Annotated in this window: 18 protein-coding genes; 11 read left to right on the forward strand and 7 right to left on the reverse strand. The window is 69.2% G+C overall.

What is annotated here, in order from left to right:
* The first annotated feature begins 66 nt into the window (after positions 1–66).
* The 7 genes from KDW55_RS10650 (at position 67) to KDW55_RS10680 (ending at position 9,196) form a co-directional block, all read left to right on the forward strand.
* Positions 67–558, forward strand: a complete 492-nt coding sequence (locus KDW55_RS10650) for a winged helix-turn-helix transcriptional regulator (protein WP_006749694.1) — start codon at positions 67–69, stop codon at positions 556–558.
* A 103-nt stretch (positions 559–661) separates the two neighbouring features.
* Positions 662–2,134: an NAD-dependent succinate-semialdehyde dehydrogenase gene (locus KDW55_RS10655; RefSeq protein WP_212160705.1), complete on the forward strand. Its 1,473-nt coding sequence runs from the start codon at positions 662–664 to the stop codon at positions 2,132–2,134.
* Between the two features lie 205 nt (positions 2,135–2,339).
* Positions 2,340–3,866, forward strand: coding sequence for a GGDEF domain-containing protein (locus KDW55_RS10660; protein WP_059545531.1), 1,527 nt, complete (start codon positions 2,340–2,342; stop codon positions 3,864–3,866).
* Positions 3,867–3,993: 127 nt separating this feature from the next.
* Positions 3,994–5,592, forward strand: coding sequence for a methyl-accepting chemotaxis protein (locus KDW55_RS10665; RefSeq protein WP_069242386.1), 1,599 nt, complete (start codon positions 3,994–3,996; stop codon positions 5,590–5,592).
* Positions 5,593–5,791: 199 nt separating this feature from the next.
* Positions 5,792–7,750: a phosphatase PAP2 family protein gene (locus tag KDW55_RS10670; protein ID WP_212197948.1), complete on the forward strand. Its 1,959-nt coding sequence runs from the start codon at positions 5,792–5,794 to the stop codon at positions 7,748–7,750.
* Between the two features lie 302 nt (positions 7,751–8,052).
* Positions 8,053–8,964 (forward strand): DUF72 domain-containing protein, encoded by a 912-nt coding sequence (locus KDW55_RS10675; RefSeq protein WP_069242384.1) that lies wholly within the window; start codon positions 8,053–8,055, stop codon positions 8,962–8,964.
* A gap of 61 nt (positions 8,965–9,025) precedes the next feature.
* Positions 9,026–9,196 (forward strand): hypothetical protein, encoded by a 171-nt coding sequence (locus tag KDW55_RS10680; RefSeq protein WP_167432658.1) that lies wholly within the window; start codon positions 9,026–9,028, stop codon positions 9,194–9,196.
* A 41-nt stretch (positions 9,197–9,237) separates the two neighbouring features.
* On the opposite strand, the gene KDW55_RS10685 is transcribed toward KDW55_RS10680, so the two are convergent.
* The gene (locus KDW55_RS10685) at positions 9,238–10,137 is read right to left on the reverse strand and encodes a LysR family transcriptional regulator (protein WP_069242383.1); all 900 of its coding nucleotides are present in this window, start codon (positions 10,135–10,137) and stop codon (positions 9,238–9,240) included.
* Positions 10,138–10,247: 110 nt separating this feature from the next.
* Here KDW55_RS10685 and KDW55_RS10690 point away from each other — a divergent pair, with 110 nt between their 5' ends.
* Positions 10,248–11,111 (forward strand): NmrA/HSCARG family protein, encoded by an 864-nt coding sequence (locus tag KDW55_RS10690; protein WP_069242382.1) that lies wholly within the window; start codon positions 10,248–10,250, stop codon positions 11,109–11,111.
* Between the two features lie 139 nt (positions 11,112–11,250).
* Positions 11,251–11,649, forward strand: coding sequence for a cupin domain-containing protein (locus KDW55_RS10695; protein WP_038571919.1), 399 nt, complete (start codon positions 11,251–11,253; stop codon positions 11,647–11,649).
* Positions 11,650–11,703: 54 nt separating this feature from the next.
* Here the strand turns inward: KDW55_RS10695 and KDW55_RS10700 are convergent, their stop codons facing one another.
* Positions 11,704–12,579: an aldo/keto reductase family oxidoreductase gene (locus KDW55_RS10700; RefSeq protein WP_212160699.1), complete on the reverse strand. Its 876-nt coding sequence runs from the start codon at positions 12,577–12,579 to the stop codon at positions 11,704–11,706.
* 100 nt (positions 12,580–12,679) lie between these two features.
* Between KDW55_RS10700 and KDW55_RS10705 the strand changes: the two genes are divergently transcribed.
* Positions 12,680–13,582: a LysR family transcriptional regulator gene (locus tag KDW55_RS10705; RefSeq protein ID WP_212197949.1), complete on the forward strand. Its 903-nt coding sequence runs from the start codon at positions 12,680–12,682 to the stop codon at positions 13,580–13,582.
* Positions 13,583–13,685: 103 nt separating this feature from the next.
* Here the strand turns inward: KDW55_RS10705 and KDW55_RS10710 are convergent, their stop codons facing one another.
* The 5 genes from KDW55_RS10710 to KDW55_RS10730 form a co-directional block, all read right to left on the reverse strand.
* Entirely contained in the window at positions 13,686–14,930 is a 1,245-nt protein-coding gene (locus KDW55_RS10710; RefSeq protein ID WP_038571907.1) for an arsenic transporter, read from the reverse strand.
* Positions 14,931–14,972: 42 nt separating this feature from the next.
* Positions 14,973–16,274 carry an MFS transporter gene (locus KDW55_RS10715; protein ID WP_212197950.1) on the reverse strand — a complete coding sequence of 434 codons (1,302 nt, stop codon included), beginning with the start codon at positions 16,272–16,274 and terminating at the stop codon, positions 14,973–14,975.
* Positions 16,275–16,287: 13 nt separating this feature from the next.
* A complete protein-coding gene (locus tag KDW55_RS10720) occupies positions 16,288–16,833 on the reverse strand; it encodes an OB-fold nucleic acid binding domain-containing protein (RefSeq protein ID WP_038571905.1) in 546 nt (181 codons plus the stop codon).
* A gap of 254 nt (positions 16,834–17,087) precedes the next feature.
* A complete protein-coding gene (locus tag KDW55_RS10725) occupies positions 17,088–18,470 on the reverse strand; it encodes a sigma-54 dependent transcriptional regulator (RefSeq protein WP_038571903.1) in 1,383 nt (460 codons plus the stop codon).
* The gene (locus KDW55_RS10730) at positions 18,455–19,951 is read right to left on the reverse strand and encodes a HAMP domain-containing sensor histidine kinase (RefSeq protein WP_212197959.1); all 1,497 of its coding nucleotides are present in this window, start codon (positions 19,949–19,951) and stop codon (positions 18,455–18,457) included. Before KDW55_RS10730 ends, KDW55_RS10725 begins: the two co-directional genes overlap by 16 nt.
* Before the next feature lie 252 nt (positions 19,952–20,203).
* Between KDW55_RS10730 and KDW55_RS10735 the strand changes: the two genes are divergently transcribed.
* Entirely contained in the window at positions 20,204–21,157 is a 954-nt protein-coding gene (locus tag KDW55_RS10735) for a mannuronate-specific alginate lyase (RefSeq protein WP_212197951.1), read from the forward strand.
* Positions 21,158–21,192 lie beyond the last annotated feature (35 nt).

Below are 21,192 nucleotides of genomic sequence, written 5' to 3' on the forward strand. Positions count from 1 at the left end.
GCTTGTGGCGGCCATCGTTCGACTCTAAAGTAACCGGACATTCCATTTTTTCCGACTCACGTGAACATGACGGACAGCAAGCTGGATCGCATCGACCTGCGCATCCTCTCCCAGTTGCAAAAGCGCGGCCGCATGACCAACGTCGAACTGGCCGATGCGGTCGGGCTGTCGCCCAGCCCGTGCCTGATCCGCGTGAAGCGGCTCGAGAAAGCCGGCTACATCGGCGGCTACGGCGCGCACATCCAGCTGGAGAAGCTCGGCGACGTGCAGGTCGTGTTCACCGAAGTCACGCTGGCCGACCATCGTCGCGAGGACTTCGACCGTTTCGTCGCGGCGATCCGCAACGTCGACGAGATCGTCGAATGCCACCTCGCGAGCGGCGGCTACGACTATCTGCTGAAGTTCATCACGCGCAGCGTGAGCCACTACCAGACGATCGTCGAAGGGCTGCTCGAGCAGAACATCGGCATCGAGAAGTATTTCAGTTACGTGATCATCAAGTCGCCGTTCGTCAAACGGCACTATCCGCTCGAATCGCTGTTCGGCGAACGTCACTGACGCACCTGCGCGGCACCCTGCAACGCGGCAGCCCGCTGTCCGCGCGGGGCGCTCGCGCGCCCGCGCCGCCGTTGCCGCCGAATCGCTCATCCAAGGAACTGCCATGCCGCTTACGCTGACCCGCACCGAACTCCTGCGCCGCGCCAACCTGATCGACGGCGCGTGGCGCGACGCACTCGACGGCCGCCGCTTCGCCGTTACCGATCCCGCGACGCTCGACATCGTTGCGCATGCACCGGACAGCGACGCCGCCGATGCGCGCGCGGCAACCGATGCGGCCGTGCGCGCGCTGCCCGCGTGGCGCGCGACGCCCGCGCGCGATCGAGCCGCGATCCTGCGCGCATGGCATGCGTCGATCGTCGCGCACACGGACGATCTCGCGAAGCTGATGTCGCGCGAACAAGGCAAGCCGCTTGCCGAAGCGCGCGGCGAAGTCGCATACGGCGCGTCGTACGTGCAGTGGTTCGCGGAGGAAGCGACGCGCACGTACGGCGACCTGATTCCGCAGCAGCAGCGCGGCAAGCGGCTCAGCGCGGTGAAAGAGCCGATCGGCGTCGTCGCCGCGATCACGCCGTGGAATTTCCCGCTCGCGATGATCGCGCGCAAGATCGCGCCCGCGCTCGCGGCCGGTTGCACGGTCGTCGCGAAGCCTGCGGAAGACACGCCGCTGACCGCGCTCGCACTCGCGTTTCTCGCGCAGGAAGCGGGCGTGCCGGCCGGCGTGCTGAACGTGGTCGCCGCGTCGCGCGAACGCGGGATCGACGCCGCGGCCGACTGGCTCGCCGACGCCCGCGTTCGCAAGATCACGTTCACCGGCTCGACGGCCGTCGGCAAGCTGCTCGCGCGCGAGTCGGCAACGACACTGAAGAAGCTGTCGCTCGAACTCGGCGGCAATGCGCCGTTCATCGTGTTCGACGATGCGGAGCTCGATGCGGCCGTCGACGGACTGATGGCCGCGAAGTTCCGCAACGGCGGGCAGACGTGCGTATCGCCGAATCGCGTGTACGTGCAGGCCGGCGTCTACGAAGCGTTCGCCGCGAAGCTCGCTGCGCGCGTCGCCGCGCTGAAGGTCGCGCCGGCAACCGACCCGGCCGCGCAGATCGGCCCGATGATCAACGCGCGCGCGGTGGACAAGATCGCGCGGCACGTCGGCGACGCGGTCGAGCGCGGTGCGCGCGTGCTGACGGGCGGCACGCGCCTGCCCGAACTCGGGCCGAACTACTACGCGCCGACCGTGCTCGCCGACGCGACCGCCGACATGCAGCTGAGCTGCGAGGAAACGTTCGGGCCGGTCGCCGCGCTGTTCCGCTTCGACACCGAGGACGAAGCCGTCGACGCAGCGAACGACACGCCGTTCGGGCTCGCCGCGTACTTCTACACGCAGGACGTGCGGCGCATCGCGCGCGTGTCGGCGCGGCTCGAAACCGGCATCGTCGGGATCAACGAAGGCGCGCTCGCGAGCGAGGCCGCGCCGTTCGGCGGTGTGAAGGAGTCGGGCTACGGGCGCGAAGGCTCGCGCTACGGCCTGGACGACTATCTGTCGATCAAGTACCTGTGCCAGGGCGGGCTCGACTGAAGCGGCGCGCCGGCGCGCCCAATTCTGGTGCGTCGCCCCGCTGCACGGCGCGGCGCCGGCAGCGGGCGCCGTGCCGCACACGTTTGCGGAATCCGCGCTGCCTTCGCGTCGCGTGCGGACCTCGATTTCCGGGCGTACCTGCCGTTAACCCGGATTTGACCCGCGCCGCTGCCCTTGCAGCCGGCCTTCCCGCACGAGCGCGAGCATGCCTGCATTCACTTCGATCGAGAACGTTGCCGACTGGGCCGGGCGCCATCACCTGATCGTCGGCGTGATCGGTACGCTGATGTCGCTCGCCGCCCTCGGCATCAGCGCTGCAACGTTATGGGCCGCGCGCAGCGAAGTCGTCGAACATGCACACGAGACGTCGCGCAACGTCGCGGCCGTACTGGTCAGCGAGATCGGCCGCACCGTCGAAACGTCCAACAACGCGCTGGTGTCGCTCGCAGCCGATCTCGGCAACCCCGCGGTCGTGCGCATGGACGCAGGGCTGCGTCATGACGTGCTGTTCGAGCGCACGGCCGCGCAATACGTGACCGGCATGGGCGTGACGAACCGGTACGGGCAACTGATCGACGGCTGTTGCGGGACGACCCACAACTGGGACTTCAGCGATCGCGACTACTTCAAGGTCCATCGCGATGCGGACAACGTCGGCCTCTACGTGTCCGAAGCGTATCGCGCACGTTCGCGCGGTGGCACGGAATCCATTGCGCTGTCGCGGCGCATCGAGCGGCCGGATCACACGTTCGACGGGATCGCGGTCGTCGCGGTCGACCTCGCGTATTTCGACCGGCTGCTGTCCCGACTGAACGTCGGGCAGCATGGCGTCAGCGCGATCGTGCGCGCGGACGGCACGATCCTCGCGCGCAATCCGCCGCTGAGCGATCACCAGATGGTGCGGCTGCGCCGGTCGAAGTCGTTCGAGCGGATGGTGAGCCGCGAATCGGGCTTCTATGCGGCGCGCTCGAGTATCGACGGCATCGTGCGGCTGTACACGTACCAGCGCGTGCCGGGCACGCCGCTGATCGCCGTCGTCGCGCCGGCCGAGCGCGACGTGCTGGCCGGCATCACGCGCCTGTCGTGGACGGTCGGCGTATCGGCGTCCGTGATCGGCGCGCTCTTCTGCGCGGTCGTGTGGCTGCTCGCGTTCGCGCTGCGCGACAACCTGCGCAAGCAGGCGCTGCTCACCGACCTCACGCGCACCGATCCGCTGACGGGCCTGCACAATCGCCGCTCGCTCGATGCGGCGCTCGCCGACGAATGGGAGCGGCTGCAGCGCGGCAGCGGCGGCAGCCTGTCGGTGCTGTTCATCGACGCCGATCACTTCAAGCAGTACAACGACCGCTACGGCCATGCGCAAGGCGACACCGCGCTGCGCTTTCTCGCAGAATGCATTCGCACGAACGTGCGGCGGCGCGGCGACATCGCCGCACGCTACGGCGGCGAGGAATTCGTCGCGGTGCTGCCCGATACCGACGAGAACGGTGCCGCGGAAGTCGCGGAGGCCGTCCGCCGCGCGGTCGAACAGAACCGGCTCGTCGGCTTCGATGCGACGATTCCGCCGTTCACGGTCAGCATCGGCTGCGCGACCGGGCATCGCGGGCACCCGCGTTCGGTGCACGCGCTGTCGCATCAGGCCGACCTCGCACTCTATGCGGCGAAGCGCCAGGGCAGAAATCGCGTGTGCCGGGCGGAAGCGCAAGCGCTCGGTCAAACGGCGCGTTCGTAGCGGCTCGGGCCGTTCACGGACGCCCGCGCGGCGCGCAAACGATTGGGAGATTCACAGCCGCAAATCCTTAATGTACCGTCTGGATAATCAGGAAAGCTAGCCAATATTTACATCGAAGGATTGCCAGATGCGTAACAAACCGTTCACGATTCGCGCGAAGCTGATGTTCGCGTTCGGATTTCTGACCTGTGTCGTCCTGCTCGTATCGCTGCTCGGCATCGTGGCGCTCAGCCGCGTGAACGCGACGTTCTCCAACTACGTGCACGGCATCAACGCTCGTGCGACGCTCGCCGATCAGGTGCATGTCGCGGTAGACCGGCGCGCGATTGCCGCGCGCAACATCGTGCTCGCGACCTCACCGCAAGACGTCGAACTCGAAAAGGCTGCGGCGCTGCAGGCGGACCGCGACGTCGGTGCAGTGCTCGCGCAGCTGCGGCTCGCCGTCGGCGTCGGAGCCGGCGCCCAAACCGACGCAACCGACAAGGCCCGCGAATTCGTTGGACAAATCGACACGATCGAGGCGAGCTACGGTCCTGTCGCTCGCGCGATCGTCGATGCCGCGGCGAACAATCGGCGCGATCAGGCAATCACGATGATCAACGAACAGTGCCGGCCGCTGCTGGCCAAGCTCGTCGCCGCGACCGACGCCTATACGGCGTACACGCGTGCGCGGGCCGCGCAGCTGGTGACCGAGTCGGCCGAGCGCTATGCGGCACAGCGCCTGCTGCTGGTGCTGATCTGCGTCGCCGCGGCGGCAGGCGCGATCGTGGCCGGGCTCGTCATCGCACGCGGCGTGATCCGCTCGCTTGGAACGGAGCCCGCCGCGCTCAGCGACATCGCGCGCCGGATCGCGGCCGGCGACCTCGCGGGCGAATCGACCGGCGGCGCCGCGCCGAGCGGCAGCGTACTCGCATCGATGCGGGAAATGCAGGCAAACCTCGTGCGGTTAATCTCGCAGGTCCGTGCCGCATCGAGCAACGTCGCGACGGGCGCGAGCGAAATCGCGTCCGGCAATCTCGACCTGTCGTCGCGCACCGAGCAGCAGGCCGCATCGCTGCAGGAGACCGCGTCGAGCATGGAGCAGTTGACGTCCACCGTGCGGCTGAACGCCGACAACGCGCAGCAGGCGAGCGCGTTGGCCAACGACGCGTCGGAAGTCGCGCGGCGCGGCAGCGCGGCCGTCGGTTCGATGGTCGACACGATGACGGACATCAGCTCGAGCTCCGCCAAGATCGCCGACATCACCGGGATCATCGAAGGCATCGCGTTCCAGACCAACATCCTCGCGCTCAACGCGGCCGTCGAGGCTGCCCGTGCAGGCGAGCAAGGGCGCGGCTTCGCGGTCGTCGCGAGCGAGGTCAGAAGTCTCGCGCAGCGCTCGTCGAGCGCTGCGAAGGAAATTCGCGAACTGATCTCGCAGTCGGTGCAGAAGATCGCGGACGGCTCGCATCTCGCGGGCCGCGCGGGGGAAACGATGGTCCAGGTGACGCAGGCTGTCGCGCGGGTCACGGACATCATGGGCGAGATCGCGTCCGCATCGAACGAGCAAAGCCGCGGCATCGAGCAGGTCAACCTGGCCATCACGCAAATGGACGAGGTAACGCAACAAAACGCGGCGCTCGTCGAAGAGGCCGCCGCCGCGTCCCGATCGCTCGAGGAACAGGGAAACCGGCTCGCCGAAGCGGTGGGCCTGTTCCGGCTCGACGCGCGCAGTGCGGGCGCATAGCCGCCCGCCTCCGTGCCGCCGTTGCGGCCGTTGCGGCTGGTGCAGCCGGATCGATCCGGCCGCAAACGTTCAGCATGACGAATTCACCAAATAGTGAGAATTCTGGCCCGCCGACCGCGGCCCGCAACAAATCCTTAACGGCTGCGTCACGATCGCACACGACAATCCGCCATCTTTCACCCCGAGGATGGAGTTTTGCATGTTCGCGTCACGAAGCCGTTTCCCGCTGCACGTCGCAGCGCTGTCGAGTGCGATCGTTCTTGCTGCCTGCGGCGGCGGCGACGACGTCGTATCGCCCGCCGCGACCAGCGCGGCGATGCCGGCGCCGCCGGCCGACCCCGGCTTCGTCGATAGCGCGCCGGTGCCGAGCGTGCCCGCGTTCGTCGACAACATCGCGACCAACCAGCGCGGCGATGCGCGCTACGCGACGCTGTCGACCAACGCGGCGGTGCGTGTGGTGAGCCGTTTTCTCGACCTGTGGCAACCGTCGACGATGCTCGTCGATGCGGGCGTGAACGCGCCGGCCAACGGCGCATTCCCGGCGATCGTCGCGTCGACCTGCTCGGGCCTGCCCGGCAGCGGCACGCCGTGCGGCACGATCCTGAACGCGACGGTACTGGGCGCCAACGTACAGTACGTGATCGACGCGACGGCCGCACGCACGCCGCAGCAAGCCGAGGCCGCGTACTTCGACGACCGGCGCGGCAAGGGCTACAGCGTGACCGACGGCATGGGGCCGCTCACCGACGCATGGCGCACCGCGGCCCAGCAAACGACCAGCATCACGAGCATTCCGGCCGATGCGACCACCGTGCTGTACAACGATTCCGGCAACAACGTCGGTGTGGGCAGCAGCACCAATGCAAGCTTCGGCAAGGTCGTCGATCTGCTCAACGAGATGGGCAACAACGCATCGACCGAGCCGGCGAAGCGCTTCTACAAGTATGCACGGCCGTACCGCTGGAGCACGAGCGTCGTCGTCGCGCCGACGCTCGTGCCCGCCGAAAGCACGACGCCCGCCACCGACGGCGGCTTCATCAGCGGTCACACGTCCGAAGCGGTGCGCGACGCAATGACGATGGCGTGGCTCGTGCCCGAGCGCTTCCAGGAGATGGTCGGCCGCGGCCTCGAACTCGGCGAGAACCGGATCCTCGCCGGCATGCACTCGCCGCTCGACGTGATCGGCGGCCGGATGCTCGCGCTCGCGATCAGCGCGGCGAACCTAACCGCGTATGTGAACGATGCGCAGGCCGCGTATGCACAGGCTCATCAGACGCTGCAGCAGCTCACGGGCACGACCGGCACGACGTTCGCCGCGTTCGCGCACTCGGGCACGACGGCAACCGACCGGTTCGCCGATTACACCGCGAACAAGGCCGCGTTCCTGCGCCGCATGACGTTCGGCTTCGGCGCGATCGAATCGACCGACGCGCCGCCCGTGGTGCCGAAAGGCGCGGAAATCCTGCTGCAGACGCGCTTTCCGTATCTGAGCGCTGACCAGCGGCGGGTCGTGCTGAAGACCACCGAAATGCCGTCCGGCTATCCGGTGATGGACGATGCGGAGGGCTGGGGCCGGCTGAACCTGTTCGCCGCGGCCGACGGTTACGGCGTGTTCAACGGCAACGTCGTCGTGTCGATGGACGCATCGCAGGGCGGATTCAATGCGGCCGATCTGTGGCGCAACGATATCGCCGGCGCCGGCAAGCTGACGCTGCAAGGCACCGGCACGCTCACGCTCGCCGGCAACAACAGCTATACCGGGGGCACGCAGGTGAGCGGCGGCACGCTCGCTGCCGCGTCGGCGACTGCATTCGGCAATGGCGACGTCTATGTGGGCGCCGGCGGCAGCGTACGGATCGCGGCCGCCTCGCCGGTGACGGTTGCGACGCGCTACACGCAGCTCGACAACACGACGCTCGAACTCGACATCGACGGCCACGGCGGCGGACGGCTGCGCGTCGGCGGCCCGCTTACCGTCGCGGGCGGCACGCTGCACGTGAAGTTCGTGAACGGCTATGCGCCGAAGGCCGGCGACACGATCGCGCTGATCGACGGCGCTGCCGCGGCGGCGAAGTTCTCGACGGTGACGGTCGACGGGTTCAAGGCAACGCCGGTTTATACGGCGACCGGCGTGTCGGTCACGTTGTCGGCGTCGTAACGGCGGCGAGGCTCAAGGTTCGACGGTTCACGTCGAACCTCCGCCGGCATGCGGCGCGCGCGCCACCGTCAACGCGGATCGAGCCCGCTGCGTTGCAGAATGGCGGCGGCCTCCGCCGGTTACACGGGCCGCGTAAAGTCGTGGCGAGCCCGTGCGCGGCGCGCGCTTGAGGGAAGCGCCTGACGGTTGCCCCGCTCTCGCCGCCCGGAAAGGCGCGATCCAACCTACGCAAAACGCGTTCCGTACGCAGGTACGCGCATTGCTCCCCGCATCGGGATTCAACGGACCCGGCGGGCAACGACGTGACGAGCACTTCAGGCGACATTCACATCGGCATCTCGGGCTGGCGCTACGACGGCTGGCGCGGCACCTTCTATCCGAAAGGGCTGAAGCAGGCCGCCGAGCTGCAGTACGCGTCGCACCGGATGCAGACGATCGAGATCAACGGCACGCATTACAGCCTGCAATCGCTGGACAGCTGGCGGCACTGGTACGACGAAACGCCGCCCGGATTCACGTTCAGCGTGAAAGGTGCGCGCTACCTCACGCACATGCTGCGCTTTCGCGATGAGGCGGCGACAGTCGCCTGCGCCAATTTCTTCGCGCAAGGGCTGCTCGCGCTGAAGGACAAGCTCGGGCCGATCCTGTGGCAATTTCCGCCGTCGCTACGCTTCGACCCCGAGCACATCGCGCATTTTCTGAGCCTGTTGCCGCACGATACCGAGGCGGCGCGCGCGCTCGCGAAGCAGCACGATCGCCGCGTCAGGACGCCTTATGTGCGCACCGATGAAACGCGCCCGCTGCGTCATGCGATCGAAGTGCGCCACGCGAGCTTCGTCGATCCGGCCTTCGTGAAGCTGCTGCGACGCCACAAGGTCGCGCTCGTCGTCTCCGATTCGACCGAACCCTGGCCGCAGTTCGAGGACCTGAGCGCCGACTTCGTCTACATGCGGCTGCACGGCACCGAAACGAAGTATTCCGGCGAATACTCGGACGCGGCGCTCGAGCAATGGGCGCGCAGGATCGAGTCGTGGCGCCGCGGCGAACAGCCCGGCGATGCGCATCTCGCGGCGCCGGACCTGTCGCCGCCGCGTGCGCGCTCGCGCGACGTGTACTGCTACTTCGACAACGACGCGAAAACGAACGCACCGTTCGACGCGCAGCGTCTGATGGAACGCCTCGGCCTGCATGCGCATGCGGCAGCGGCCGGATGAAACGGCATGCCGCGCGGCGGCAGCTCCCCCGACGAACCCGCCAACCACAAGGAGAACAACGATGACCCTGCTCATCTACCTGCTCGGCTGGATCATTTTCATCGCCGGCGTCGCGTGGGGATTGATGACGCTGCACGTATCGCAGCACATCATCGAGATCGTCGCCGTCATTCTGTTCGGCGTCGCGGTGATCACGGGCGCGACCCGCGCACGCCATCGCGACCGGACGTAGCGTCCGCGTCGCCGCCGCGGTCGGAGCGCCGCGGCGCCGGTTCAGCACGCCGGTCCGATGTATGCGGCGAGGTCTTCCGGCGTGCCGGCCGGAAACGCGTCCTTCAGGTGCTCGAGAAACGCGGAAACGCGCGCGCTCAACAACCGCCTCGACGGATAAAGCGCCCACAGCGCGATTTCCGGCCCCGGCACGTCGCCCCAGCTGACGAGCGTGCCCGCCGCGAGCTCGTGGCTCACGAGCGACACGGGCAGGCAAGCGGCGCCGACGCCGAGCCTGACCGTATCGCGCACGATAAGCAGCGACGACAGCCGTACGACCGGCTCGAACCGGATGCGCGCCCTGCCGGTCGGGCCGACGACGTCCCACGCATCGCGGCCGTCGTCCCCGCCGCGGACGATGGCCGGTACGGCCGCATCGCCGGCCGGTCGCATCAGCGCAGGCGCCGCGACGACGACGAGCCGGTCGCGCAGCAGCACGCGGCCGATCAGGCTTTCGTCCGGGTCGGGGTTCACGCGGATCACCAGGTCGTAACCTTCGTCGATCATGTCGACCGGGCGGTCTTCCGTCGTAACGTCCGGGCGCACGTCCGGATATTTGGCGACGAACGTCGCCACGAGCCTGCCCATCGCCAGCTGGGAAAACAGCGTCGGCGCGCTGATGCGCAGCCGCCCGCGCGGGCGCTCGCCGCCCGACGCGATCGCCGACGCGCTGTCGGCCAGCTCGGTGAGCAGCGCGCCCGTGCGCTCGTACAGCGCGCGCCCTTCCTGCGTGAGCGTCACGCCGCGCGACCCGCGTTCGAACAAACGCAACGCGAGGCTGTTCTCGAGTTCCGTCACGCGGCGCGACAGCGTCGCCTTAGGGCGACCGGCCGCGCGGGCGGCTTCACCGAAACTGCCGTGACGGGCGACGAGATTGAAATCGGCGAGAGCGAGCAGGTCCATGCGTTCCACCAATGAGACACCTCGTCTATTTACCATACCTTCCGGATCATGTGTGGATCACTTAACTTACCTGGGCAGTCAACTCAACCGTAACCCCAGGAGTGAACATCATGACCATCCTCGTTACCGGTGCGACCGGCCGTGTCGGCCGCCAGGTCGTCCATCAACTCGTCGAGCGCGGCGCCGACGTGCGCGTGCTCGTGCGCGATCCGTCGAAGGCCGATTTCCCGGCCGCGGTCGCGGTCGTCCAGGGCGACATGCTCGATCTCGACGCGATGCGCACCGCATTCGCCGGCGTGCGCACGCTGTTCCTGCTCAACGGCGTCGCAGGCGACGAGTTCACGCAGGCGCTGATCGCGCTGAATCTCGCCCGCGATGCGGGTATCGAGCGCGTCGTCTATCTGTCGGTGCTGCACGCCGACCGCTTCGTGAACGTGCCGCACTTCGCGGTGAAATCCGGCGCGGAGCGGATGATCGAACAGATGGGTTTCAGTGCGACGATCCTGCGGCCCGCGTATTTCATGGAAAACGATCGGATGGTCAAGGACGCGATCGTCGGCCACGGCGTGTATCCGATGCCGATCGGCAGCAAGGGCGTCGCGATGGTCGACGTGCGCGACATCGCGGAAGTCGCCGCCTTCGAGTTGATCCGCCGCAACGACGCGCCGGGCAAGCTGCCGGTCCAGACGATCAATCTGGTCGGCCCCGACACGCTGACCGGTCCGCAACTGGCGTCGATCTGGTCCGACGTGCTGGGCCGGCCGGTCGCATACGGCGGCGACGATCCGGCCGCGTTCGAGAACAACCTCGCGGGCTTCATGCCGAAGTGGATGGCATACGAGATGCGGCTAATGGCCGAACGCTACGTCAGCGACGGGATGGCGGCTCAGGCCGGCGACGTCGAACGGCTGACCGCGATCCTCGGCCGCCCGCTGCGCACGTACCGCGACTTCGCGGTCGCGCTGGCGCGCTGAGCACTGCGCCGCGCCGCGCCGCGCCGCGCCGTCATGCAGCGTCATGGCGGCGCGCCTATAATCGGCGTTCCCCGCGTGTCGACGGCCGGCTTCGCGCCGGTGTCGCTCCCGCATGCGCAACACTGGATCTGGAGACGAAATGCCCCTTCCCGCCGTTCCGTTTGCCGAATCGTTCGACCTCGAATCCGCATTCGCCGATGTTTCGGACTACTGGTCGCCGAAGATCGTCGCGCAGGTCAACGATCAGTACGTGAAGGTCGCGAAGGTTCGCGGCCAGCTCGTGTGGCACGACCATGCGCACGAAGACGAGCTGTTCTTCGTCGTGCGCGGGCATCTGAAGATCGAGTACGAAGGCGGCCGCGTCGTGGACTTGCCTGCCGGCTCGATGCATGTCGTGCCGCGCGGCACGCAGCACAATCCGGTGGCCGACGACGAATGCTGGATCGTGCTGATCGAGCCCGTTCAGACCAAACACACCGGCGACGTGCAGTCGCCGCTCACGCGGTCGATCGACGAGCAGTTGGGTCAGGCTCGCTGAAGCGTGCATCGCGCCGGCGAGCGCGGCGGTGGAATCCGCCGCTCGCCGGCGCGATCAACGGCCGGCCGCTGCGACACCATCCAGCTCGCGCACGGCGTCATCCGGCAGCACCAGCGCCCCCGCCGCCAGATTCTCGCGCAGATGCGCGACCGACGACGTGCCCGGAATCAGCAGGATATTCGGCGCGCGGCGCAGCAGCCACGCGAGCGCGGTCTGCATCGGCGTCGCGCCGACCCGCGCGGCGACGGCATCGAGCGTCGACGATTGCAACGGACTGAAACCGCCGAGCGGAAAGTACGGTACGTAAGCGATGCCGTCGCGTGCGAGCGCATCGATCAGGCGATCGTCGTCGCGGTGCGCGAGGTTGTAATGGTTCTGCACGCAGACGATGTCGCAGATTCGCCGGCCTTCGGCGATCTGCGCGGCCGTCACGTTGCTCAGCCCGATGTGCCGCACGAGCCCCTGCCGCTGCAGTTCGGCCAGCGCCGTCAGCGGCGCCTCGATCGAGCCCTCGGCCGGACCGTGCACGTCGAACATGATCCGCAGGTTGACGACATCGAGCACGTCGAGGCCGAGGTTGCGCAGGTTGTCGTGCACGGCGGCGGCCAGCGCGTCGGCGGAGAACGCGGGCAGCCACGAACCGTCGTCGCCGCGCTTCGCACCGATCTTGGTCACGATCAGCAGGTCGTCGCGATACGGATGCAGCGCTTTGCGAATCAGCCGGTTCGTCACGTGCGGACCGTAGAAATCGCTGGTGTCGATATGGTCGACGCCCGATTCCACGGCTTCGCGCAGCACGGCGAGCGCCGCGGCGCGGTCTCTCGGCGGCCCGAATACGCCGGGACCGGCCAGCTGCATCGCGCCATAACCGACGCGATGCACGCGGCGGCCTGCAATGGAAAAGGTGCCGGATTGAACGATGGGTGACATGGCGTGACTCCTGGATCGAATGAATGAATCGCAGGTTACGCCGTGTCGCGCTGCGCGATAACCGGCAATAATGTGCACAACCTGTACGAAAAGGCGAACAATGCAAGTCGATCTCGGCGATCTGAATGCGTTCGTGGCGGTGGCCCGCGCGAAGGGCTTCCGCGAGGGCGCACGCGTGGCCGGCGCGAGTGCGTCGGGGCTCAGCGAAGCCGTACGCCGGCTCGAGGCGCAGCTCGGCGTGCGGCTGCTGCACCGCACGACGCGCAGCGTGTCGCCGACCGAAGCCGGCGCGCGCCTGCTTGCGCGGCTCACGCCGGCGCTCGTCGAGGTGGAGGCGGCGCTCGACGTGGTCAACACGTTCCGCGAGAAACCGGTCGGTACGCTGAAGCTGAATGTCCCGATGAGCGCCGCGCGGCTCGTGCTGCCGTCGATCGTTCCGCGTTTTCTCGATGCGTATCCGGAGATCCGCGTCGAGGTCATCGCGGACGAGAGCTTCGTCGATATCCTCGCCGCCGGCTGCGACGCCGGGATCCGCTACGACGAGCGCCTCGAGCAGGACATGATCGCCGTGCCGATCGGCCCGCGTTTGCAACGCTTCGCGACTGCCGCAGCACCCGCCTATCTCGACCGTCGCGGGCGCCCGGCCCATCCGCGCGACCTGCTCGATCACGCGTGCCTGCGCGGCCGCTTCGCGAGCGGCGCGATGCCGGCGTGGGAGTACGAATGCGACGGCGAAGTCGTGCGCGTGGAGCCGGCCGGGCCGCTCGTCGTGCAGATCGGCGGCGCCGTCGATCTCGCGGTGGACGCCGCCTGTGCGGGGCTCGGCATCGTGCACCTGTACGAAGACTGGCTGCGCCCGCACCTGGCGAGCGGTGCGCTCGAACCCGTGCTCGACGGCTGGTGGCGGCCGTTCCCGGGCCCGTATCTGTACTATCCGGGGCGGCGCTTCGTGCCGGCTCCGCTGCGCGCGTTCGTGGATTTCATCAAGGCGGATGCGGGGTAGCGGGCGGCCGGCGATCGATTTCCGCTAGCCGCGCCACGGCGGCCGTCACCGGCCCGTGCCGCCCGCATGCGTTGGAACGTCGTGCTTCGTGTCCGGTCACTCTCTACGCAAGCCGTACCGCAAGCGCCGCCGCAAGCGCGGGCAGCATCACGCATACGCCGATCGCGGCGAATTTCGCCGCGCTGACCTGTTGCCCTTCCCGGCGGATGGCCGCGAGCCACAGGATCGTTGCGAGCGATCCGGTGACGGACAGGTTCGGCCCGAGATCGACGCCGATCAGCAGCGCGTCGATCACCGGCTGCGGGCTGTGCGCGACACCGACGGTCGCGCTCGCGAGGAGCCCGGCAGGCAGGTTGTTGACCAGGTTCGACCCAAGGGCGACGGCGACGCCCGACGCCGCCGCCGCACGTGCCGCGCCGGCCGCCGTCAGCGCGCGCAACGTGTCGGCCAGCGCATGCACCGCGCCGGTACGATCGAGCGCGTCGACCAGGACGAACAGGCCGGCCACGAGCGGCAGCACGCTCCACGAGATTGCACGCAGCATCGGCCCGCACGCGGCGCGATCGCGCCACAGCACGCACGCTGCAGTGACGACGCCAGCCACCGCGGTCGGCAACCCGAGCGGCCGGTCGAGCAGCGACACGCCCATCAGCGCGGCGGCCGTCGCGGCGATGCCGGCCAGCGCGATGCGACCGCCCGCGGCGAGCGGCGGCACCGGCAGACCGGTCGCGCAGCGGCCGTGCAGCGCGTGCCGCTGCGTCGCGCGCAGCATCGCGTACGTACACGCGACCGACGCAACGGACGGCAGCGCGAAACGTGCGAGCCACGTGCCGAGCGCGGGCATGTGCGCGCCGTACAACACGAGGTTCGCGGGATTCGAGATCGGCAGCACGAAGCTCGCCGCGTTGGCGACGAACGCGCAGATGTACAGCAGCGGCAGCGGGTCTGTCTTCGCGCGGCGCGCGGCCGCGAACACGGCCGGGGTCAGCACGACGGCGGTCGCGTCATTCGACAGGAACACGGTCGTGACGGTCCCGACCAGATAGACGAGTGCAAACAGCCGCCGCGGCGAACCGCGTGCGCGATTCACGACATGCGCGGCAATCCAGTCGAACAGCCCTTCGCGACGCGCGACCTCGGACAGCAGCATCATCCCTGTGAGGAACAGGTACACGTCGCCGCCTTTCGCAACGGCGGCGAGCGCGGCATGCACCGGCAACAAGCCGAGACCGACCAGCAGCACCGCGCCAGCCACGGCCCAGATCGCCTCGGGCCAGCCGAACGGGCGCACGATCACGCCGGCGGTGGCCAGCGCAGAAATCAGCCACGCAAACGGGGCGCTATTCATCGCATCGGCACCCCGGATATCGGGAACGAACCGGCGCGCGCTTCATCGCGATGCGGCCGGCAAATCGCCCGGCGCGCCGCCGCGCGGCGGCTTGCCGCACGCGTCGCGCAACGAGCGCGCGTGACCGAGCCACAATGCGACCGAACCCGTCGACACCGCGCCCAGCACGACGAAGGCCGCCGGATAGCCGTAATGCTGCGCGAGCACGCCGCCGAGCACCGGGCTCAGCGCCGCGCCGATGCCTTGCGCGGTGGCGACCGCGCCCTGTCCGGCATTCACGCGCCCCGAGCCGTCGAGCAGCCGCACGACGAGCGCCGGTACGACGACGCTTTGCAGACCGGCACCGATGCCGTCGAGCAACTGCACCGGCCACACACCCGCCTCGCTCATCAGCATGGCCGCGAGCACGCCGCGCACCGGCAGCACCAGATACGACAGCAGCAGCACGCGCCAGTATCCGTGATCGCGAATCAGCCGCGGCGCGCACCATGCTGCCGCGATCATCACGCATTGCGCGATCACGATGGTCTGCGCGGTAAACGCGCTCGGATCGCTGCGGTGCGCGGCGACGACGCCCATACCGTACAGCGGCAGCATCGCCGCATTGCCGAGGTGAAACAGCGCGAGCGACACGCCGAGCAGCAGCAGCGGCCGGTTCGCCGCGAGCGTGCGCCACGCGCCGGTGCTCGGACCCGCAGCGTCATTCGCCCGCTCTCGGCCCGGATCGTTCCCGGCGCGCGGGGCGCGGCCCGCGCCATCCTGCTCGTGCCCGGCAAGACCGCGCGCGCACGCATGGTCGATCGCGCGCGCGGGAATCGCGCAAGCGCTCCCGATCGCAAGCACCGCGAATACCGCCACGAGCGCAAATAACGCATCGAATCCCGCATGCCAGCCGAGCCAGCCAGCGAGCGCCGCGCCGGCGACGTTGCCTGCGTGGTTGGCCATTTGATTGCGGCCGAACTGCCGATCGAAGCCGTGCGTGCGCACGATGCCGAGCGTCACGCCCGCGACCGCCGGTGCAAGCGCCGCGCCGCAGACGGCGGCGACGACCTGCGAGGCCGCTACCGCCGGGTAGCCGTCGGCGAAACGCAGCATCACGGTTGCGAACGCGGTTGCAGCCGTCGCGCCGACGATCAGCGTGCGCTTCGCGCGCAGCGCATCGACCAGCGCGCCGGCCAACGGCGTCGCCGCCATCGCCGCCAGGCCCGCGAGCGTCATCACGGAGCCGATTGCGTCCGCGCTCCAGCCGCGGGACAACAGGATGACGCCCGCGAACGGGCCGATCCCGGCCTGCACGTCGGCGAGGAAGAAGTTGAGCGCTTCGAGCGCGCGCGCCGGTCTCATCGCCGTTGCGCACTCACGCGGCCGGCGCATCGACGAGTTCGGCGATGTCGGTGGCATCGATCGTCGTACCGTGCGGCGTAACGATCGCGTCGCCCCATACCTGCACGTGCGTGCCGGGACGCAGATAGTCGGCGAGTTCGGCAGCCGCGTGCGGCGGCATGCGTACCGCGATGCCATCGGTCAGCAGCGCGCCGTTGCACTCGCCTTTCGGTCCATGCAGCGCAAATGCGACCTCGCCGCGAACGTCCATCGGTTCGCGGCCCGCGCGTGGCAGCGGACGCGGCTCGTGAGCCGGCCCGGTATCGACGATGTCCGCGCCGTCGCGACCGGTCAGTTGTACGGCCGCGATCATGTCGGCACCGCGCGGCTTGATGCCGCGCACGCGGATGCGATCGCCGCACGCGACGTGCCGCACGAGTTCGCGGCCGAGATGCGGCGGCACGTGAACCTGCAGGTCGCCGTTCAGGATCAGCCCGTCGACTTCGCCGTGCGGATTGATCAGGAATTGGGTAACGCGGCCGCGCGTTTCGGGCAGGCACGCCGGATCGATCCAGTGCATGAGGTGAATCCTCCATCGGGATGTCGTCGCGTGCGTTGCGCATCGACGGAAGGCGGACGCACATTGCGGCGGCCAAGCGCGCGGCGTGAGCGCACCGCGACGACGGGTTGCGGTACACGCTATTTGCAAACCCCGTGCCACCGCACGCGCGCCCGTGCGGCGGCGCCCCGCGTCGGGCCGCCGCCGAGCGGGTGTCGGACAGGCCGACAGATGCGCGCAGCCTGTGTCGGAAAATCCGACACCCGGCGCCCCGCTCAGTCGTCGCGCGCGATCCCGAGGTTGGCCATGCGCGCATACAGCGACTGGCGGCCGATGCCGAGTTGGCGTGCGGCTTCGGCCCGATTGCCGTTCGCGCGCTCGAGCGCGCGCAGGATCGCCGCCCGCTCGACCGCCGCCAGCGCATCGGGCAGCGGCAGGTCGAACAGGAACGCGGGAAGCGCGGCATCCGCGGGCGCGCCCGCCGCGGGCGCGGCACCGAGCGCGAGATCGGCCGCGGTGATCGCAGGTCCGGGTGCGAGCGCGGCAACGCGCTCCATCACGTTGCGCAGTTCGCGCACGTTGCCGGGCCAGCGGTGGCCGAGCAGCGCGCGCTGCGCATCGTTCGTCAGATGCAGCGGGCGTGCACCGGCCGCGCGTTCGAGAAAGTGCGCGGCGAGCGGAAGGATGTCGGCCACGCGCTCGGCAAGCGGCGGCAGGTGCAGCGGGATGACGTTCAGCCGGTAGAACAGGTCTTCGCGAAACGTGCCGCTCGCAACGGCCGCGGCAAGATCGCGGTGCGTCGCGGCCACTACGCGAATGTCGACCGGCGTCGGGCGGTCCGCGCCGAGCGGCGTCACCTCGCGCTCCTGCAACGCGCGCAGCAGCTTCGCCTGCATTGCGGCGGGCATGTCGCCGATCTCGTCGAGAAACAGCGTGCCGCCGTCGGCCTCGACGAGCCGTCCCGTGCGATCCGCCTGCGCGCCCGTGAACGCGCCGCGGCGATGTCCGAACAATTCGCTTTCGAGCAACTCGGCCGGAATGGCCGCGCAGTTCACGGCCACGAACGGCCCGGCATGCCGTGCCGACGCCGCGTGCAGCACGCGCGCGGCCACTTCCTTGCCGGTGCCGGTTTCGCCGGTGACAAGCACCGTTGCATCGCTCGTCGCGGCGCGCCCCAGCTGTTTCTGCACGTCGCGGATCGCGGCGCTGACACCGAGCAAGCGCGGGCGATCCGACGCGCGCTCGCCGGCAAACGCACCTGTGTCCGCGTCGCCGTCGGCGCGCGGCGCATGTGCGGACACGATGCGCTCGAGCACTTGCACGATGTCGCGGCGCCCGACCGGCTTCGTCAGATGGTCGAACGCGCCGGCGCGCATCGCGTCGATCGTGTTGTCGCTGGTCGCATGCGCGGTCAGCATCACGACCGGAATCGCGGCGAGTGCGGCGTCGTCACGCCATTGCGCGAGCACCGCGAGGCCGTCGAGGTCCGGCAGGCGGAAATCGAGGAACACGCAATCGATACGGCGGTCGTCGCGCAGCATCGAAAGCGCGGCGCGCCCCGATGCGGCCTCGACCACGCGATGACCGAGATCGTGCAGCGTTTCCGCAAGGCCGTCGCGAAACGCGGCGTCGTCGTCGACGATCAGGATGGTTGCCATGGAATCTCGATCACGAAAGAAGCGCCGCCCGGCGTCGCATCGAGCCACGCGCGGCCGCCGTGCGCGGCCGCCACTTCGCGCACGACTGCGAGGCCCAGGCCCGTGCCGTCCGCGCGGCCCGTCACGAACGGCTCGAAGATCCGCTCGCGTTGCGCATCGGGCACGCCCGGGCCCGTATCGGACACCGTGAACCGCAGCGTCGCGCCTGCATCGGCCGTCGCGCGCACGGCCGTGACCGACACCGCGCCGCCGTCGCCCGCATGGCGCAGCGCATTGAGCAGCAGGTTGTCGAGCGCGCGGCGCATCTGGTCGGGATCGAACGCCGGGTTGTCGGACGGCGGCGCGAACCGCTCGCCGCGCCCGTCGGGCTTGCATGCGAGCGCGACCGACTGGCGCTGCGCGAGCTCGCGGTGTGCGTCGACGACCGCCGGCAGCCATGCATCGAGATCGACGCGCGCGATGTGCGGGCTCACCGGCTGCGTGAGCGCGAGCAGCCCCGACAGCTGCGTGTCGATCCGGGCGATCTGCGCGAGGATGACGCGCAGCGCGTCCTGCTGGCGGCCGCTGTCGGCGACGAGCGCATTCTCGGCCTTCAGCCGCATCGCGCCCATCGGGTTGCGAATCTCATGCGCGAGCTGCGCGGCGAGCTTGCCGAGCATGCCGAAGCGCTCGGCCTGCGCGAGCCGCGCGGCCAGTTCGCCGGCCTGCTGCTGCAATCGCTCGGCTTGCCGCGCATGCGCGTTGAACGCGTCGATGATCCGGTCCAGATCCGGCTCGCCGACACGCGGCAGGTGCGTGGCGCGCGCCGCCGGCGACAGTGCCGCCTCGACGCGGCCGAGATTGCGCTTCCAGCGGCGCAACGCGAACGCGAGCGCCGCGGCGATCGCGAGAAGCACCGCGAGCACCGCCGCGAGCCCCGTCGCGAGCAGTTCGCCATGCCGGCCGAGCGGCGGATGCGCGCGGGTCAGCATCCAGACGAACAGATCCGGCCCCGCCGGCACCGGACACGCAACCGCCACGACCGCATCCTGCGCGCCTTCGACGACGTTCGTCGCAGTGGCGCGCGTAGCGGCCGCCGCGCCCAGCGTGCGAACGATCAGCGGGGTTTCCGCTTCCGGCACGTCGCGCTTGATGCCGCTGCCCTGATAGGTTGGAAACGCATAGGCGAGAAAACGGCCGTCGCCGCCGGCACCGTCGCGCGTCCAGAAGCCGCCTTCGACGTCCGGCGCGTGCGCGAGCACGATGTCGAGGATCGCGTGCATCGGCTCGGGATCGGGTCGCCGGGCGGACGGCTGCACCGAGCCCGCATAGCGGGCCGCGACCGCCTCGCATGCGGCCGCGCCCTGCGCGCGCGCGCCGGCGATCTGTTCACTCTCGGCGGAACGGGCCACGATCCACACGAGCGCGACCAGCGTCGCGCACAATGCGGCAACGAGTGCCCACAACATCACGAGTTGGGTGGAGAACGACGGGCGCTTCATGGCGTCGGGTGAATTGTCGATCGCGACAGGATAGCGCAACGCATGCGCCGCACCCAGCCACGGCGGCGGCACCGATGCGCGGTGCGTGCCGCAGCTACCATGCGTGCCGCACGCACGAATGCGACGGCGAGAAAGGCGGATGAAAGACCCGAACGCTAGACTGCGTGCGGCAAGACGCGCGCGGCATCGACGCCGTGCGCCGCGCAGCGCGGTACGGCTTGCGCCCTCGCCATCTTTCAAGCCGAGGCCCGCATGCGCGATTCGAAGAAGCGTCTGGCGTCCGCCGCGCTGCTCGCAGCCGCCGCATTCTGCGCGTCGGCGCCCGTGCGCGCGTGCGACGTGCCCGCCGCCGTGGCGAGCATCGATCCGCCCGGCTATTACGACGATGCGGCAGGCTACGCACGCGCGGTCAAACCGATGCGCGACTTCATCGCGCGGCTCAATTCCGCTGCCGATCGCGGCGACTGGTCGTGCGCGCTCGCATTGCTGGAACGCTGGTCGCAAGCCGACGCACTGATGGGGCCGATCGACGGTTACCAGGGATATTTCGAGCGCTCGTGGGCCGGCACCGACTTCGCGATGGTGATCGTGCGCATGCCGCGCGACGTGCGCGACGCAAACCGCGCGCGGCTCGACGCGCTCGGCCCGTGGCTCGAACGCATCGCGATCGCCACCCGCAATGCGGAAGCGATCAATCGCCTGCACAACAATCTCGTGTACTGGGCCGGGCTCGACCTGATCGCGACCGGCACCGTGACCGGCAACGCGAGCCTCGTCGATTCGGGGCTCGTGCGGGTGCGCGAAGGCATTCGCGACATCGGCCCCGACGGCGCGCTTGCGCGTGAAGTGAAGCGTGGCAACCGCGCGCTGCACTATCACACGTTCGCGCTGCTGCCGCTCGTGTTCGCAGCCGAACTGGTGCAGCGGCGGCATATCGATCTCTATCGGGAAAACGATGGCGCGATCGGCCGCCTCGCGAACCTCGTGATCGACGCGGTGAACGATCCCGCGACCTTCGCGAAGATCACGCCGGTCCCGCAGACGCTGTTTCCGTGGACGCTGCGCGGCGAGCTGAGCTGGCTCGAGCCGTATTACGCCCGCTTCGGCGATCGCCGCCTGCAGGCAATGATCGCGCCGCGCCGCCCGTTCACGGAATGGCGGCTCGGCGGCAACGTGACCGCGGCATGGGGCGTGCCGCTGCACTGAGCGGCGGCGGCCCCACGTTGCCGTTGCCTCACGTC

Origin of the sequence: Burkholderia sp. AU19243 (assembly GCF_018148075.1) — a bacterium.
Lineage (GTDB): Bacteria > Pseudomonadota > Gammaproteobacteria > Burkholderiales > Burkholderiaceae > Burkholderia > Burkholderia latens_A.

What these genes read in the sequence shown, in the direction of transcription:
- KDW55_RS10690 (WP_069242382.1), top strand. Translation starts at nt 10,248, where the DNA reads ATGACCATCCTCGTTACCGGTGCGACCGGCCGTGTCGGCCGCCAGGTC.
- KDW55_RS10735 (WP_212197951.1), top strand. Translation starts at nt 20,204, where the DNA reads ATGCGCGATTCGAAGAAGCGTCTGGCGTCCGCCGCGCTGCTCGCAGCC.
- KDW55_RS10730 (WP_212197959.1), bottom strand. Translation starts at nt 19,951, where the DNA reads ATGAAGCGCCCGTCGTTCTCCACCCAACTCGTGATGTTGTGGGCACTC.
- KDW55_RS10685 (WP_069242383.1), bottom strand. Translation starts at nt 10,137, where the DNA reads ATGGACCTGCTCGCTCTCGCCGATTTCAATCTCGTCGCCCGTCACGGC.
- KDW55_RS10660 (WP_059545531.1), top strand. Translation starts at nt 2,340, where the DNA reads ATGCCTGCATTCACTTCGATCGAGAACGTTGCCGACTGGGCCGGGCGC.
- KDW55_RS10725 (WP_038571903.1), bottom strand. Translation starts at nt 18,470, where the DNA reads ATGGCAACCATCCTGATCGTCGACGACGACGCCGCGTTTCGCGACGGC.
- KDW55_RS10670 (WP_212197948.1), top strand. Translation starts at nt 5,792, where the DNA reads ATGTTCGCGTCACGAAGCCGTTTCCCGCTGCACGTCGCAGCGCTGTCG.
- KDW55_RS10695 (WP_038571919.1), top strand. Translation starts at nt 11,251, where the DNA reads ATGCCCCTTCCCGCCGTTCCGTTTGCCGAATCGTTCGACCTCGAATCC.
- KDW55_RS10655 (WP_212160705.1), top strand. Translation starts at nt 662, where the DNA reads ATGCCGCTTACGCTGACCCGCACCGAACTCCTGCGCCGCGCCAACCTG.
- KDW55_RS10680 (WP_167432658.1), top strand. Translation starts at nt 9,026, where the DNA reads ATGACCCTGCTCATCTACCTGCTCGGCTGGATCATTTTCATCGCCGGC.
- KDW55_RS10720 (WP_038571905.1), bottom strand. Translation starts at nt 16,833, where the DNA reads ATGCACTGGATCGATCCGGCGTGCCTGCCCGAAACGCGCGGCCGCGTT.
- KDW55_RS10705 (WP_212197949.1), top strand. Translation starts at nt 12,680, where the DNA reads ATGCAAGTCGATCTCGGCGATCTGAATGCGTTCGTGGCGGTGGCCCGC.
- KDW55_RS10650 (WP_006749694.1), top strand. Translation starts at nt 67, where the DNA reads ATGACGGACAGCAAGCTGGATCGCATCGACCTGCGCATCCTCTCCCAG.
- KDW55_RS10700 (WP_212160699.1), bottom strand. Translation starts at nt 12,579, where the DNA reads ATGTCACCCATCGTTCAATCCGGCACCTTTTCCATTGCAGGCCGCCGC.
- KDW55_RS10665 (WP_069242386.1), top strand. Translation starts at nt 3,994, where the DNA reads ATGCGTAACAAACCGTTCACGATTCGCGCGAAGCTGATGTTCGCGTTC.
- KDW55_RS10715 (WP_212197950.1), bottom strand. Translation starts at nt 16,274, where the DNA reads ATGAGACCGGCGCGCGCGCTCGAAGCGCTCAACTTCTTCCTCGCCGAC.
- KDW55_RS10710 (WP_038571907.1), bottom strand. Translation starts at nt 14,930, where the DNA reads ATGAATAGCGCCCCGTTTGCGTGGCTGATTTCTGCGCTGGCCACCGCC.